The following is a 15565-nucleotide window of genomic DNA, read 5'->3' as shown; positions in this document are numbered from 1 at the left end:
CTGAGGCAGGTCGGCCGAGGGCGGCGGCGCGCCCGTGTTCAGGCGCGCTGATAGATGTCCTCAAGGCGGACGATGTCGTCCTCGCCGAGATAATCGCCGCACTGAACCTCGACGAGCTCGACCGGCGTGTTGCCGGGGTTCTCGAGGCGGTGGACGGCGCCGAGCGGGATGTGTGCGTGCTCGTTCGGGGTCAGCAGGCTGACCTTGTCGCCGACGGTCACCTGCGCCGTGCCGCGGACCACGACCCAGTGCTCGGCGCGATGCCCGTGCTTCTGCAGGGAGAGGCGCCCCTTCGGATTGACGACGATACGCTTGACCTGGAAGTCGTCGCCAAAATCGGTGACCTGGTACCAGCCCCAGGGGCGGTAGACCTTGCAATGGGTGTCGGCCTCCTGCCGACCGGTGCGGCGCAGGCCCTCGACGATCTGCTTGACCTCGCCGCTGCGGTGGCGGTCGGTCACGAGGATCGCGTCCTTGTTCACGATGACGATCAGATCCTCGACGCCGTGCACCGAGGTCAGCGGCCCGTCGCTGGAGACATAGCAACGCTGGGCGTCCGAGAGGACGACCTCGCCTCGGCTGACATTGCCGGCCCCGTCCTGGTCGCTGACCGACCAGAGCAGGTCCCAGTTGCCGACATCAGACCAGCCGCAGGCGAGCGGGACCACCGCCGCCCGCACCGTCCGCTCCATGATGGCGTAGTCGATCGAGAGCTGCTCGGCTTCGGCATAGGCGGCGGCGTCGAGCGCGACGACGCCCGGCGACGCCTTGGCCCGCTCCGCGGCGAGCGTGACCGCCGCCGAGCTCGTCGGCTGGTGCAGCGCATACTCCTCGAGCAAAGTCCGGGCGCTGGCCATGAAGTTGCCGGAGTTCCACAGCAACCCGTCCATCACATAGTGCCGGGCCCGCTCGGCATCCGGCTTTTCGACGAAGCGGCGGACGGCGCGGGCGCCATTCGCCAGCATCTCGCCCGCTTCGATATAGCCGTAGCCGGTGGCGGGATCGGTCGGCCTGATGCCGAAGGTCACCAGCCAGCCGGCCTTAGCGGCGGGCAGCCCGGCTAGCACGGCGGTACGGAACGCCTCGCCATCACGGACCTGGTGGTCCGAGGCCAGGACCAGCAGGGGCACGTCGGGGTCGAGCTGGCCTGCGACGGCTGCGGCGGCCACGATCGCGGGAGCGGTGTCCCGCCGGGCGGGTTCGAGGACAAAATCAGCCAGAATGTCGATCTCGGCGAGCTGCTGCTCGGCGATGAAGCGATAGGCCTGATTGGTGATGATGAGCGGCCTGCCGAATTCCGGCCCGGAGACCCGCAGCAGCGTCTGCTGGAAGATCGAGTAGCCTCCGACCCGCAAGGCGAACTGCTTCGGGTAGGATTCGCGCGACATCGGCCAGAGGCGCGTCCCCGCGCCGCCACACAGGATCAAGGGCCGGATTGGGCAGCTCATGTTTTGCTCCAGGTTCGGTGGCGGCGGAGAAGGGGTCGTCAACGCATTGCGGCGGCGGTTGGCGGCAACGCTGCATCGGTCTCGCGCTGGCGCTCGACCCGCAGGATGTCGCCCGGCGCGAGCAGGGCGCCTTCTGCGATCGGGAAGGTCTCGCTGCCCTGATCGGTCTGGCGCGTCACGAACAGGGAGCGCCGCGGCGGTCCGCTGGCCTCTTCGGCGAAGCCGATCTGGCGCAGCCGGAGCTCGCGGGTGAGACGTGCCGCCGGTAGTGCGGCCTCCACCTCGGCGAGGCGCTGCACGCCGTCCTGCATCTCGGTCCAGACGCGGCGCTGGAAGGCTTCGCGCACTTCCCGGATCCGCAGGCCGAGTTCACCCTGTGCGATTGCGATGTTCGACATGTCGGCGTTGAAGCGCGCGATATTGCCGCGGTTGCGCGCTTCCTCGCGCTGCAGCTCGATTCCGGTATAGCGCCGCGCCAGCCCCGAGCTGAGCAGGGCGTTGTAGTCGACGAGATGCTGCTGGATCAGCTCGAGCTGGCGCTTCTCGGCATTGAGCTGCTCCTGCACATAGCGCTTGTTCTCCAGAAGCTTCGGCTCCTGCTGTTGCAGCATCTCGACCTGCTGCTGCAGGGCGGAGGTCTGGAAGGCATGGAGCTGCGCCTCGCTGGTCTTCAGCTGCGCGGTGAATTCCTCCATGCCCCGGCCGCTCTCCAGGCCGCCGAAATCCGGCTCGCGGCCGTCGCGCTGGGCTTCGAGGCGAATACGGCGCGCGGTCAGGGTAAGCCGGCTCGCCTCCAGGCTTTTGACGCGCTCGTCGGCCTGGACGAAATCGGTCCGCAGCGCGGCCCGGGCCTGTTCCTCGGGCACGGTGAAGCCGCCGGCCAGCGCGACGGCGCCGAGCACCGAAACGCCGTGGCGATAGGGGTAGACGCCGGCGGTACGGACATCGCCGACGACGTAGATCGGGCGTGGCTCGGTGAGCTTCACGGAGACGACCGGGTTCTGCAGATAGCCGTCGGCCAGGCTCTTCGCGACGCGCTGCTCGATTTCCTTCAGCGTCAGGCCGCGCACCGATATCGATCCGACCAGCGGCACGGCGATGCTGTGCGTGGCATCGATCATCGTCTCGCCGGACATGTCGGCCTGGCCGAAGACGGTGATGCCGATCCGGTCCCCCGGCGCGACGCGGTAGGCGGTGGCTTCGGTCGCTCTCACGGGAGATGCCTGGAGCGCGATCGCACAGAATGCCGCCAACCAGGTCAGTTGCCGCGTCCCATTACGCCTCTGCGGACCGTGCCCGGGCGCTCTCGGCATGGCTGCCGGTGCGATCTTCTGGGAGACGGACATCGCTCCACCCTTCCTGGCTCGGCCTCTTCCTCGATGCCTTCGCACCCGGCCGGCGAGGTCGTCGTTCCCGGCCGGAAGAAGCAGGCATGGCAGACAGGCTAGAGCACCGCGCCGCTTTCGATCGGGCGCATTCGGGCGAAGAGGAGGGCGCGAAAGGGCTACCCCGCGGCCGTCAATATTTAAATTGCTGAATATGTTCGGTTATTTTTGGAATTTGCTGATGAAGAAGCGCCTCGCGGCCAGCACAGGCAGCCGTCGCAAACGAGGATTTCGCCGGCGGTTAATCGCCACGCCTCCCCCCAATGGGCTGCCACTTTCCAAGCGGTGCGATGAGGTACCTCCCAAGATGAGAGCGGCCTGTCGAGGATGCTCCAAAATAGCAATTGTGGCGGCACGCAATTATAAATACTTAGCAATCTGATAATGTAAGTAAAAATTCAAAATCGATACGGGGCGAAAAGAAGTCATTCTCGACGCATAAAAATACAAGATCAGGAATGACTGTTCTCTTAAGTGCGGCTGATCTCATCAGAGTATGCAATCCGGAGAGTAGAATGAAACGGGTTATGGTTTCCGGCGGCGCCGGCTTTCTCGGATCTCATCTTTGCAGGAAATTGCTGGCTCAGGGGAATGAGGTCGTATGCGTCGATAATTATTTCACTGGGACGCGTGCAAACATATCAGAGTTGCTTGAAAACAAGAACTTCGACGTTCTTCGGCATGACGTAACTTTCCCGCTCTATGTCGAAGTCGATGAGATTTATAATCTCGCCTGTCCGGCCTCACCGATCCACTATCAGCATGATCCGGTCCAGACGACCAAGACGAGCGTCATGGGCGCGATCAACATGCTCGGCCTCGCCAAGCGTCTGCGCAGTCGTATCCTTCAGGCTTCGACCAGCGAAGTCTATGGCGATCCGGAGGTGCATCCCCAGCGCGAAGACTATCGCGGGCTGGTGAACATCAATGGGCCGCGGGCCTGCTACGACGAAGGCAAGCGCTGCGCCGAAACCCTGTTCTACGATTATCAGCGCCAGCACGGCATCGGTATCAGGGTCGCCCGGATCTTCAACACCTACGGTCCTCGCATGCACCCGCAGGACGGCCGCGTGGTCTCCAACTTCATTATCCAGGCGCTGCGCAACGAGCCGATCACGCTCTATGGCGACGGCAGCCAGACCCGCTCCTTCTGCTATGTCGACGATCTCGTCGACGGGCTCGTCCGCCTGATGAACGTCGATGGCGACGTGATCGGGCCGGTCAACCTCGGCAACCCGCACGAGATCAGCGTGCGCGAACTCGCCGAGACGGTGATCGAGCTGACCGGCTCGCGCTCGGTGCTCGATTTCCGCCCGCTTCCTGCCGATGATCCGCGCCAGCGCTGCCCCGATATCGGACGCGCTTCCGAGTTGCTGCATTGGAAGCCGCGGGTCGAACTGCGGGACGGCCTCTCGCGCACGATCGCCTATTTCGACGAGCTCCTGGCCAGGGAGCCGGCTCCCCCGCAATCGCTGGAGCTGAAGGTGGTGGCATGAACGCGCCGATCTCCCGCCCCCAGCTGTCGCGTGTCGACATCCTCGGTGTCCGCGTCGCCGCCATCGACCTGCCCAAGGCGCTCGACACGATCGAGTCGTGGATCGCTGCCGGCAAGCACCATTATGTCTGCATCACCGGCGCCCATGGCGTGATGGAGAGCCGGCGCGACCCCGTCCTGCGGGCGATCCACAACAAGGCCGGCATGGCGACGCCGGACGGCATGCCGCTGGTCTGGGTCTCGCGCCTGCTCGGCCACGCCGACACCAAGCGGGTCTACGGCCCGGATCTGATGCGGGCGCTCAGCGCGCTTTCGGCCAAGCGCGGCTACCGGCAGTTCTACTATGGTGGCGACAAGGGCGTCGCCGACCAACTCGCCGCCGTCCTGAAGCGCGATTGCCCGGGCCTCGTCGTCGCCGGGACGCTCTGCCCGCCCTTCCGCCCGCTGACCAGCGAGGAGGATGACGACGTCGTCGCGCAGATCAATGCGGCCAAGCCCGACATCGTCTGGGTCGGGCTGAGCACCCCGAAACAGGAGTACTGGATGGCGAGCCATAGTGCGCGCCTCGATGCTCCCGTGCTGATCGGTGTCGGCGCCGCCTTCGATTTCCTCGCCGGCCGCAAGGCCCAGGCCCCGCTCTGGATGCAGCGCAACGGCCTGGAATGGTTCTTCCGGCTCTGCCAGGAACCGCGCCGCCTCGGCAGTCGCTATCTGCGCATCGTTCCGGGCTTCCTCACGGCCGTCGCCGGCGATCTCGTCCGGCGTTCGGCGACCACCGTCTGGCTCGGCACGAGACGGCGTCTGCGCCGTCTCATCGCCGGCTGAACCTCACATCCCGTTTCTCATCCAGAGCTGGAGATCGACATGCCTGAAAAGATCGCACTGGTCACCGGCGCCGGCGGCTTCATCGGCCACCATCTCGTCTCGTATCTGGTCGCTCAGGGCCACAAGGTTCGCGGGGTCGACATCAAGGCGCCGGAGTACGAGGCGAGCAAGGCGCATGAGTTCGAGCTGCTCGATCTGCGCGTCCCCGGCAATTGCGAGAGAGCGGTCTCAGGGGTCGACGAGGTCTATCACCTCGCTGCCGATATGGGCGGGATCGGCTACATCACCTCGTCCCATGCCGCGATCACGCTGCACAACACGCTGATCAACGTGAACATGATCAAGTCGGCGCGGGAGGCCGACGTAAAGCGCTTCCTGTTCTCCTCCTCGGCCTGCATCTATCCGCAATATCTGCAGCACAAGCCCGATGTGACGCCGCTGCGTGAGGACGATGCCTTCCCGGCCGATCCGGAGGAAGGCTACGGGCTCGAGAAGCTCTATATGGAGAAGATGTGCCAGTACTTCTCGGAGGACTGGGGCTTCCCGACCCGCACCGTGCGTTTCCACAATGTCTACGGACCGCTCGGCACCTATGATGGCGGCCGCGAGAAGGCGCCGGCGGCGATCTGCCGGAAGGTCGCCCTGGCGGCCGACGGCTCCTCCATCGAGATCTGGGGCGATGGCCAGCAGACGCGCTCCTTCATGCATGTCGACGACTGCGTCGAGGGCATCTTCCGCATCATGCGGTCCGACTACGACCGGCCGCTGAATCTCGGCACGGACGAGCTCGTTTCCGTCGACCAGCTCGTCGACATGGTCTCCGAGATCGCCGGCAAGCGGCTCGTCAAGCGGCATGACCGCTCGCGTCCGCAAGGTGTCCGCGGGCGCAACAGCGACAATTCACGGCTGCGCGAAGTGCTCGGCTGGGAGCCCAGCATCCTGCTGAAGGATGGGCTGAAGCCGACCTATCGCTGGATCGCTGAGATGCTGGCGCGGAAGGCCGACGCGCCGCATGTGCAGGCGGCGGAATAGCGCTGCGGCAGACAAAGGGGAAGCGGGAGGGCGTGCATCATGCCTGTGGCCGTATCGCCGGCGGCTTCGCCGGAGCTGAGCGCGGCGCGCCTTCCGCCGGCTGCGCGCACGGAATGGCGCCGCGGCGCCTGGTCGCGACGCCGTAGCGTCGTGGTCGCGGCGCTGGTGACCGGCGACCTGATTGCCGTCGGCCTCGCCGCTGCGCTGGCCGCGCAGGTCGCGCCAGCGACGGGATGGGACGCCTGGGAATTTGGATCGGCCGCAGCCGTTCTGGTCGTGCCGCTGCACGCCTTGTTCGGCATATACGCTTGCTGGGGCCCTTGCCCGATCGATCGGCTGCGGCTGCGGGCCCAGGCGGCGCTGATGCTTGCCGTGATGGCGGCTCTGGCGCTGAGCATCTGGCATGCGCCAGAGAACCTGCTCGCCATCCTCTGCCTGGGCGCGGGGCTGTTCGTCATCGGCTACTACATGGAAGGGCTGGTCCGCCTGATGCTGATGCGCGCCGGCCTGTGGGGGGCGCCAACGGTCCTGGTCGGCTCCCCGGAGATCTGCGGCCCGATGGCCCGGCGCCTGCTGCGCGATCCGAAGCTGGGGCTGCGCCCGGTCGGGCTGATCAGCAACCGGCCTGATGGGGACGGTACCGAGAGCTTGCCGGTTCCGATCCTGGGCGGCCTCGCCGACCTGCCCCGGCTGTCCCAGATGGCTGAAGTCGCCATCGTGACGGCGGCCGATCTCGCGCCTGGCGAGGGCAGGGCTGCAATATCACTGTCCGATGTTCGCGCGCCGCACGTTGTCGTCTCCGAGAATGTCGGCGGGCTGCCGAATATCGGCCTGAACACCCGCAATCTCGGCGGGGCACTCGGTCTCGAAGTGCGCTTTGACCTGTTCAGGCCGGGGCATCTCGCGGTCAAGCGCTGGATCGACCTGGCGGTGACCGTGCCCGTGCTGACGCTGGCCGCTCCTCTGATCCTGCTTCTCGCTCTCGCGGTGAAGATCGCCGATCCCGGCTCCGCCTTCTATCGGCAGCGCCGGGTCGGGCGCGACGGCCGCGAACTGCACGTCCTGAAGCTGCGCACCATGTATGCCGATGCAGAAACCCGCCTCCAGGAGCATCTGGAGCGGAACCCGGCGGCGCGGGCCGAATGGGAGCGCTTCTTCAAGCTCAAGGACGATCCGCGGATTCTGCCGGTGATCGGGCACTTCCTGCGCCGCTCCAGCCTCGACGAACTGCCGCAGCTCTGGAACATCGTTCGCGGCGGCATGAGCCTGGTCGGGCCGCGGCCTTTCCCCGACTATCACATGGCGAGCTTCGATCCGGGCTTCCAGTCGGTCCGCGTCAGCGTCCCACCCGGCCTGACCGGCCTGTGGCAGGTCAGCTCGCGCAGTGGCGGCGACCTCGAAGTGCAGCAGGAGGAGGACCTGTTCTACATCCGGAACTGGTCGCTCTGGCTCGACATCTACATCCTGCTCGAGACCTTCCCGGCGGTGCTGACCTCGCGAGGCGCGCGCTAGCGCGGGAGCTAGAAGAAGACGATGGCCCTCCGCGATGGCTGGAGCCCGGCAAAGTCGCCGGGAGCGGAGGAAAGCAACGATGCGGAGAACCGGCTGACATGGCTGCCTGGACGGCAGCGTTCCGAAGTTTTCGCTCCGGAGCGCCGCTTGCCGGAAGGCGGAAATGAAAGCCAGGGCGCCCGGCCCCGACGGGCTGGCCCGGCGGGGGACAGAGCGGTGCAACCGTCGAGACGTCTGGAACTGCAATGGCTGCGCGCCTTCGCCGCGAGCGAGGTCGTGCTCTGTCATTCCGACCTGCTGACCAAGCACTTCTCTGATTTCGCGATCGCCCGGTCCTGGTATCAGCCGTTCTCGGCGCTGGGCGTCGAGCTCTTCTTCATCGTCTCCGGCTATGTCATCGCCATGCGGGTCGGCACCAAGGACACGGGCGGCTCCTTCTTCGCCGCGCGCGTGCTGCGGCTGCTGCCGATGTACTGGCTCTTCACCAGCATCGTGGTTGCGGTCTACCTCGTTAAGCCTGCTTGGCACCTGATGGGCTTCAGTCCCGATCCGATCAGCATGGCGAAAACCTATCTGATCTTGCCGCAGCAGGGATTCCCGATCCTCGGCGTGGGTTGGACGCTCGAGCATGAAGTCCTGTTCTATCTCGGCGTGGCGCTGATGCTGGCGACCGTCGGCTCCGGCCGCGGCGCGCGGCTCGGCCTCGCCTGGCTGCTGACGGGGCTCGGTGCGATCGGGCTGGCGCTCGGCTCGCCGGCCGGGCCGATCGCCGGCGGCGGCACGCTGGGCGCCGCCTTCCTGACCCATGTCTTCAACCCGTTCATGCTGGCCTTCGCCCTGGGCTGGCTGGTGCGCGAGCTCGAAGGGCGCAAGCCTGCCGAATTGGCCTTGCAGCTGTTGCCGCTGACCCTGCTCCTGCTCTGGGCCGCCTGGGAGGCACCTGCCGGCAAGCTGATGCCGCTTTGGCGTATCGCCGCCGCCGGCCTCGTCTTCGCCGGCTTCCTCCTGTGCCGGCATGCACTGGAGAAGGAAAATCGGCTCGGACGCACCATGGTGCTGCTCGGCGAGGCATCCTTCAGCATCTATCTCTCACACTGGTTCGTGCTTTCCGCCGGCGGCAAGCTGCTCGGCCATTTCGGCATGCCGGCGAGCTATGATCTGCCGGTGCGTCTCGTCGGGGTGGCGCTGGCGCTCGCGGTCGGCGTGGCGTTCTATGTCGCTCTCGAGAAACCGGTCGATCGCTGGCTCCGGCCGGGCGGGCGCTTGCGCAGCTTCGGTCTCCTGCCACCCGCTGTGACCCCCGCACCGGCGCCGATCCGGAAGAAGCCGGGCTGAACCGACAGGTTCAGCGAGGAGCGCTGAACCCTACCGTCAGGCTGCCCTGCTTTTCCTGGCCGCGGCCACGGAAGTTCGCAAAGTCCATTTCCACGCTCCCCCAGACGAAGCGCGGTGCCGGTGCGCCGGTGACGGTCCGGTAGCGGTTGCGGTCGAACAGGTTGCCGCCGCGCTCGATGATTCCGAAGTTCTCCGCGTTCGGGGCGGCGTCCGAGACGCCGCCGGCCGAGCCCCGGCCGAGGAAGGTGATCTCGTTGTCGGTGACGCGATTGTCGCGAGTCTTGTAGAAGCCCCCGCCCACCTTCCAGCGGTTCTGGTCGATCAGCATGATCGCGCGGCCGGACTCGCGCACGACCAGGACGTTGTCGTGCACCATCGCCCCTTCCGAGGCCGCGATCTGGATTTCGGCGCCCCAGTACCAGGGCGCACCTTCCTGATTGTTCTGCACGAGCACGTTGTTGCGGATCACCGCCTTGGAGGAGAGCTCGAAGAAGATCCCGGCCGAGCTGTTGTATGAGACGCGGTTGCCCTCGAAGGTGGTGTTCTCGCAGCTTTCGTCGCACCACAGGCCGGGCCCGTCATTATGGTGCACGTCGTTGTTCCGGAAGACGACGTTCTGGCTGACGGTGACCTTGATGCCGCCGGCATCCCAGCTCGGATCGAAGCCCGAGCGGTTGTTGCCGTAGATGGCGTTGCCTTCGAACAGGATATCGGCTCCGTCGGCGGTGGCGCCGATCTGGCCGTTGTCGTGGATCCGGCTGCGCAGGACCTGTCCGTACGGCCCGACCGAGACGCCGGCGCCGCTGTTCAGCCGGAAATCGCAATCCTCGATCCGCCAGTTCGGCCCGTCACCCCGGACCGCGCCTTCCTGGGGCGGGTTGGCGTACTTCTCGAAGGTCAACCCCTGGACCGTGACATCCGCGGCGGCACCGAACAGGGCGTAGCGGGCGCGCGCGACCTCGACCAGCCGCCCGTCCGGCGCTTCGGCGAGCACGAATTCGTTGCGCAGGCGGTCATGGAAGAAGCGGCCGGGCTGCAGTTGCGCGCGGTCGGCGACCGCTTGCAGCGGCTTGCCGTCGAGAAAGACCGCTTCCGGCCACTGGCAGGCTTCGTATCCGGCCTTGCAGACACCGCGCGCCGGCGCGGGCGTCGCGATCCCGGCGGCGACCCAGACGCCGTCGACGGCGCGAAAGCCCCCGAGGATTGCAGCGCCGCTGAGAATGGCTCCCGGCTCGCCGAAGAAGCGCTGGCCGCGCTTCGGCTGGGCCGATTGCAGCCGGTGCAGGCCGGCCTCGATGCAGAAGGCGGTGCCGTTCGGCGCCGTCGCGACGGCCTGGGAGAGGGAGTGCTCGGTGGTGATGCGAAGCGCCTCGGCCGGGCAAACGGAGGCGGGCTTCGGTTCGAGGACTGCTGGAACCGTCGCGGGGGCCGGTGCGGCGGCGAGCAGCAATGTGCTCGCGGCCGCTGCCCTCAGGAGGTCGGGGGCCATGCCTGCCTCCGCCGGTGGGCGAAATCCTGCAGCATCGAGCTGCCTATGCCGAGGCCGATGAGCGACCAGAACCAGATGCCCAGCATCGGCCCTTCCAGCGCGACATCGAAGGAGGCGTTGATCAGCATCGACAGGCCATAGCAGCCGATCCAGATGAACAGTTTGGCCGCTCGCTCGTCGCCATGGCGCAGCGCGACGACATAGCTGCGCGCGAGCATGCCGAACCAGCACAGCAGCAACCCGATCCAGAGGGCGAGGCCAGGCACCCCGGCCCGCGCCAGGATGCCGAGATGGACATTGTGTGGTGCCCGGACCGGCGCGCCGCCGCCCTCCGCCCCGACGACATAGCCGTCATCCTCGGCGAGGTTCACGCCGAAGCCCTTGCCTGTCCAGAAATAGGGACCGCGGAGCGTGTAATCCTGGATCGCCTGCCACCAGCGCAGGCGCCAGGTCTTGGTGCCGTCGAGATTCGACGCCTCGCTGCGCCCGACAATGCTCTCGACATTGTTGATCAGTTGGGCCGGCCCGATCACGCGCCCGCCCTCGATCTCGACCTGGATGTCGAACATCAGCACGACCGCCAGCACCGCCGCGCCTCCGGCTGCGATCGGCATGAGCCGCCGCACCTGTCCGCCGACGACGGCGGCGAGCAGTACCGGGAGCAGGAACGCCAGCATCGCGCCGCGGCTGACCGCGATCATCAGGAAGCCGACGAGGACCGCGACGAGCCAGGGCCAGGGCACGCGGCGCAGCCCGAGCAGCACGAAGACGGTCGCGCCGCACAGATGCACCGCCGCCTCGCCCATGCGGACATAGACCACGGGCACGCCGGAGAACGGCCAGGCCAGCAGATGGGAGAGCGAACTGGTTGTATAGGCAAGGACGGCGCCGGAAAGCCCGTACAGCAGAGCGAACCGGCTATAGGTGCCGAGCAGCCGGCCAAGTCGCGCCGGCTTCTGCAGCAAGAGCGCGACGATGATGAAGGCGAAGGCGCCGTAGAGCGCGATGACGCTGTCGCGCAGCGCATCGAAGCCATGGACCGGAATCCCTGGTACGGTCCGCACCGCGACCCAGCCCATGAAGGCAAGGAGCGCAAGGCTCGGCACCGTCATCAGCATGGCGATCCAGCTGCGCGATGCCATCAAGGCGAGTATCCCGAGCACCAGCGTGATCTCGCCGATGAACAGCGGGGGCACGCCGACATAGGCGAAGCCTTTGCCGAATATGGCATAGCCCGCCAGCACGAAGCATAGCAGCCCGAGATAGCGGTCGCCCCAGTCCGCTCGCGCCCGCGGCGCAGCGGCGAAGCTCGCCGGCGTCTCGACCGAGAGGTGTAGCGGCATTCTCGGCGCCTCTCATCTGCTCATCGCAAGCTTATTGAAGACGCCTCTCCGGCCGTCGTCGAGCGGGCGAGGGGGGTACCCCGCCTGGCTTGGTCCAGGCGATCGGCCTAGGCCTCAGTTCAACCTGCGCAGCAGGCCGTTGGCATGTTGGCGCAGTCCCGAGGGAAGGCGGCGGTAGCATTCGCGCAGCATCGGTCTGATCCGCGCCAGATAGGAGGTGGCCAAGTAGCCGCGTGTCGAGACCGGCACGAGGTAGTCGGCGATTGGAACCTCGGTGTTCGACCATTCCAGCTTGTGCCGCGTGGCCGGGGCAAGGAAGTCGAAGATGTCGATCGACAATTCCGGACAGCGCTCCAGCAGATGCCAGAACAGCAGCCGGCCGGGTGCATGTTTCGAGAAGCGCAGATCGTAGCTCTGGACCAGCGACCAGTAGCGCCCCTGATCCAAGGCGCCGATCTCGACGGCGGCGATCTCGTCGCCAGCGCGCAGATAGGCAGCCAGCAGGTTGCCTTCGCGCGCAAGGTGCTGGAGGCAGCCGAGGCTCGCGCCGTGGGCGTAGCCGGCGCTGACCGCCGCTTTTTCCTGTTGCCAGGCTCGCTTCAGCGCGAAGGCGTGCTCGAGCAGCAGGCACTGCTCCTCCGGTCGCCGCACCAGCTCGAAGGTCACCGGCCCGTGCTCGCCGAGCTGGCGCTGGTGCCGCCGCAGGGCCTGGCGCGTCCGGCTCGTGCGCTGGCCGTCGGCGCTGGCCGCATCGAGCCTGCGAAAGTCGAGCATCGGCGCGCTCGCCTCCGAGCCTTCCACCCTGTGCCGGGCAAGCAGACTGGCGAGTACGGTACCGTCGCGGACGCGGCGAAGCTCGATCGCATCGATATCGTGCCAGGACCGGATCATCTCCAAGGCCATGCCGAGCAGGGCGCGGCGGTCTTCACGCTTGTCGATCAGGACGTCGCCGTATTGCGTCGCGGGTTCGCCAAGATGGTGCAGGATCTTGAAGACCGAAAGTCGCCGGACGGTGAGCGGCCAGACCAGCACCAGTTTCCCGCCTCGCCAGATGGTCGCAATCCGCGGCGCCTCCGGCATTCCGCAGGCGCTCGAAGCTTCGATCCAGGCTTCGCACCAGGCAGCACTCTGAAAGAAGCTGGCGTTGGCGCTGCGCTTTTCGAGATCGCGCCAGGGTCCGAGCAACTCTTGGTCCCAGCCGGCCTCTTCGCAGCGAAGCGTGGTGTCCGGCCAATCGGCCGCTGACAGGAAGTGAATTGAAGGCGCGGTCTCATTCATATTGTTGGCTCCCCCGAGCAGAAACGCCTTCATCGCTCAGCCCGTGCCGGTCTGCGCCGCCAGGAAAGGCGGCTTGCCTGCTGCGACAGCGCAGCCAGGCGCCTGAGCCAGCGGCGCGCCGTGCCCTTGGCGAGGCGGCCGAGATAGCGCGAATAGCCGCCCGCATAGCCAAGCGGCCCGTCGGCGAGGGAGCGCGCCTTCAGAGCGAAGGCGGCTCGGCTCGAATACAGGTCGGTGGCACGCTTCTCCGGGTCGGCGTAGAAGGAAGCGAGCTTGCCCGCGCTCATGCCGGGCGTCTCCATCCAGCGCGGCACATGCACTGCACAAAGCCGCTCGACATCGCTCAGCACCTTGTTTGTGCCGGTGCCGGCGGCCGGGCAGGAGGTTGCGAAGGCGTCGCCGACGAGCACCAGGCCGGGCTGCTCGAAATTGGCCGCGACATAGAGATCGGCGGGCCGTACGCGCACAGGGCCCTGGATCGCGTAGGGGCCGATCAGCCTGCCCAGCCGCGGCATCAGGCTCGCAAGCGCGGCTTCCGGCTCCTCGCGGATCGCCTTCAGCCAGGGATCGTCCATATCGCGATAGGTCATCAGGTTGGCGCGCATCACCGTGCCGAGCCTGAACAGGGTGAGATAGGCGGTGCGGTCCTGCGGACGCTCGCCATAATAGGTCAGGGAATCGAAGGGGAAGCGCGCGCTGGAGCGCGGTACGACGTCGAAGCCGATGGTGATCGAATGGTTCGCGCTGATCGTCCGGCACTCGATTCCGAGAGAGCTTCGCAAGGCACGGTTCAGCCCGTTGGCGAGTACGACCAGACGGGCGGTGACGACCTCGCCGTCGACGAGTGAAACCGTCTGCTCGTCCTCGCTCAGCGCGATTGCGGCCACTGTGCCGCGCAGGCAGCGCACGCGCGGCGGGATGCCCTGCCGGACGGCGCGGACGAGGGGCTGGTAGAGAATGCCGTACTGGTCGATGGCCATCTTGTCGGCCAGCCGTCCGAGGCGCGCGACCCAGAGCTCTCGGTTATGTGTCGCTGCCGGCAGGACCAACCCGGCGAGCCCCATGCGGCGCAGCAGGCGCACCTGCGACGGGTCGAGTTTCTCGCACCGGAAATCGGGTCGGGGCGGGTCGTAGGGATCGATCAGCATGACGTCGAGATCGGCCCGCCCGAGCATCACCGCGGCACTGGCGCCGGCAAGCCCGCCCCCGACGATGACGATGTCCGCCGATTGTGCCATCGCCTGTCACCCTTGTGCTTGGGGGGGCCGTGCGCCGCGCAGACGTTCCCGGATGCGTTCGATCTCCGGGCGCAGGCGGTGATAGAGCTGCCGCGCAGCTTCCCTGCCGCTTCGGAATGCCTTCTCGCGAGCTGAGAGCAGCAGCAGTCGCAAGCGGCGCTCGGGGCCGGCATCGATCAGTAGGTCGCCCACTTCATGCCGCTCCGGCCAGCGCTCCGCCTGATGCCCGACGTCGCGGTGGTTGCAGGAATCCGTGCAGGCGATGGCAGGGTCGCTGAGCAGCCGTGTCGTGGTGTCCTCGAGAAGGAGGGTGCCGGGCGAGAAGCGGCCATAGGCCTCGTCATAGGCCGTGCGCCAGGTGTAGGCGGTATCGCCCGAGAGCAGGATGACCCACATCGCGACGGGGGCTCCGTTCAGCCGCAGTGCCTCGATCAGGACCAGCCGGCGTTCGGCGAGCCCCGCGATCATCTCGCGCGTGAACCGTTCCGTGGCGGGGCAGGAGGCGAGTGCGCTGTGCCGCGCTGCCTTCCAGCCTGAGGCCTCGAGCCGGAGAAACTCGTCCAGTGCCGCTGTGACTGCCGCCGGCTGTTCGGCGACCGTTGTCGCCAACTCGCCTTCCTTGCCGAGCTGGCGCCGCTTGCGGGCAAAGCCCTGCAGCCGCTTCGCCGACATCGAACCCGCCCAAAAGGCTTTCGGGTCGTCGCAGGATGTCAGCTTCGCGCGCTTGCGCGTTTCGAGCAGCTGCCAGTGTCCGGCGCCGCGAGCCTGTATCGCCTCGAGTGCCGCCATCACCGCCGAACCCTCCGACATGTCGCCGGCCTGGATGAGCTTGGGCAGTTCCGGTGTCTTGCGAACCGCTTCCAGCATTGCCGCCAGCACCGCGGAAACATGGGCGCGGTCGATCACCGGCGTGCCGAGATAGGCGACCGGACCCGGTGGGCTGACGAGCGCTTTCCAGGGCCAGCTGAGCCGGGTTCTGCGCTCGACAAGAAGCCAGACGCCGATGAGACGGGATTGCGTATCGGCCTCGGGCTCGTCGGCCCAGGCCAGCAGGACCCGAACCTTGTCCGGCCAGGCGGCAGCGAAAGCCTGCGCGACGGCGGGGTCCATGAAGACATTCGGAACTGCCGCGCGGCTGCTGAGGTCGCTCCATTCAGCGTCCAAGGCTGCGAAGTCGCGAGCGCT

Annotated in this window: 12 protein-coding genes; 5 read left to right on the top strand and 7 right to left on the bottom strand. The window is 66.9% G+C overall.

Going from position 1 to position 15565, the window contains the following annotated elements; genetic code table 11:
* Positions 1–38: 38 nt before the first annotated feature.
* Positions 39–1448 (bottom strand): mannose-1-phosphate guanylyltransferase/mannose-6-phosphate isomerase, encoded by a 1410-nt coding sequence (locus tag RKE40_RS00665; RefSeq protein ID WP_316016316.1) that lies wholly within the window; start codon positions 1446–1448, stop codon positions 39–41.
* A gap of 38 nt (positions 1449–1486) precedes the next feature.
* Complete coding sequence (locus tag RKE40_RS00660) at positions 1487–2662, bottom strand: polysaccharide biosynthesis/export family protein (protein ID WP_316016315.1); 1176 nt, start codon at positions 2660–2662, stop codon at positions 1487–1489.
* A 686-nt stretch (positions 2663–3348) separates the two neighbouring features.
* Here RKE40_RS00660 and RKE40_RS00655 point away from each other — a divergent pair.
* The 5 genes from RKE40_RS00655 (at position 3349) to RKE40_RS00635 (ending at position 9032) form a co-directional block, all read left to right on the top strand.
* Positions 3349–4329, top strand: coding sequence for a UDP-glucuronic acid decarboxylase family protein (locus tag RKE40_RS00655; RefSeq protein WP_316016314.1), 981 nt, complete (start codon positions 3349–3351; stop codon positions 4327–4329).
* Positions 4326–5153 (top strand): WecB/TagA/CpsF family glycosyltransferase, encoded by an 828-nt coding sequence (locus RKE40_RS00650; RefSeq protein WP_316016313.1) that lies wholly within the window; start codon positions 4326–4328, stop codon positions 5151–5153. Before RKE40_RS00655 ends, RKE40_RS00650 begins: the two co-directional genes overlap by 4 nt.
* Positions 5154–5192: 39 nt before the next feature.
* Positions 5193–6185: an NAD-dependent epimerase/dehydratase family protein gene (locus RKE40_RS00645; protein WP_316016312.1), complete on the top strand. Its 993-nt coding sequence runs from the start codon at positions 5193–5195 to the stop codon at positions 6183–6185.
* A gap of 39 nt (positions 6186–6224) precedes the next feature.
* Complete coding sequence (locus RKE40_RS00640; protein ID WP_316016311.1) at positions 6225–7697, top strand: exopolysaccharide biosynthesis polyprenyl glycosylphosphotransferase; 1473 nt, start codon at positions 6225–6227, stop codon at positions 7695–7697.
* Between the two features lie 216 nt (positions 7698–7913).
* Complete coding sequence (locus tag RKE40_RS00635) at positions 7914–9032, top strand: acyltransferase family protein (protein ID WP_316016310.1); 1119 nt, start codon at positions 7914–7916, stop codon at positions 9030–9032.
* A gap of 10 nt (positions 9033–9042) precedes the next feature.
* On the opposite strand, the gene RKE40_RS00630 is transcribed toward RKE40_RS00635, so the two are convergent.
* The 5 genes from RKE40_RS00630 to RKE40_RS00610 all read right to left on the bottom strand — a co-directional run bounded on the left by RKE40_RS00630 (position 9043) and on the right by RKE40_RS00610 (position 15490).
* On the bottom strand, positions 9043–10521 hold the full coding sequence (locus tag RKE40_RS00630) for a right-handed parallel beta-helix repeat-containing protein (protein WP_316016309.1): 1479 nt from the start codon (positions 10519–10521) through the stop codon (positions 9043–9045).
* Positions 10503–11864 (bottom strand): O-antigen ligase family protein, encoded by a 1362-nt coding sequence (locus RKE40_RS00625; RefSeq protein WP_316016308.1) that lies wholly within the window; start codon positions 11862–11864, stop codon positions 10503–10505. The genes RKE40_RS00630 and RKE40_RS00625 overlap by 19 nt, the downstream gene beginning before the upstream one ends.
* A gap of 114 nt (positions 11865–11978) precedes the next feature.
* A complete protein-coding gene (locus RKE40_RS00620) occupies positions 11979–13142 on the bottom strand; it encodes a GNAT family N-acetyltransferase (RefSeq protein WP_316016307.1) in 1164 nt (387 codons plus the stop codon).
* Between the two features lie 29 nt (positions 13143–13171).
* The gene (locus tag RKE40_RS00615; protein WP_316016306.1) at positions 13172–14380 is read right to left on the bottom strand and encodes an FAD-dependent oxidoreductase; all 1209 of its coding nucleotides are present in this window, start codon (positions 14378–14380) and stop codon (positions 13172–13174) included.
* Positions 14381–14386: 6 nt separating this feature from the next.
* Positions 14387–15490 carry a GNAT family N-acetyltransferase gene (locus tag RKE40_RS00610; RefSeq protein WP_316016305.1) on the bottom strand — a complete coding sequence of 368 codons (1104 nt, stop codon included), beginning with the start codon at positions 15488–15490 and terminating at the stop codon, positions 14387–14389.
* Between the last annotated feature and the right edge of the window lie 75 nt (positions 15491–15565).

The organism is Allobosea rubneri (genome assembly GCF_032464875.1).
GTDB lineage: Bacteria > Pseudomonadota > Alphaproteobacteria > Rhizobiales > Beijerinckiaceae > Allobosea > Allobosea rubneri.
This window is presented reverse-complemented; position numbering and strand designations above follow the sequence as displayed.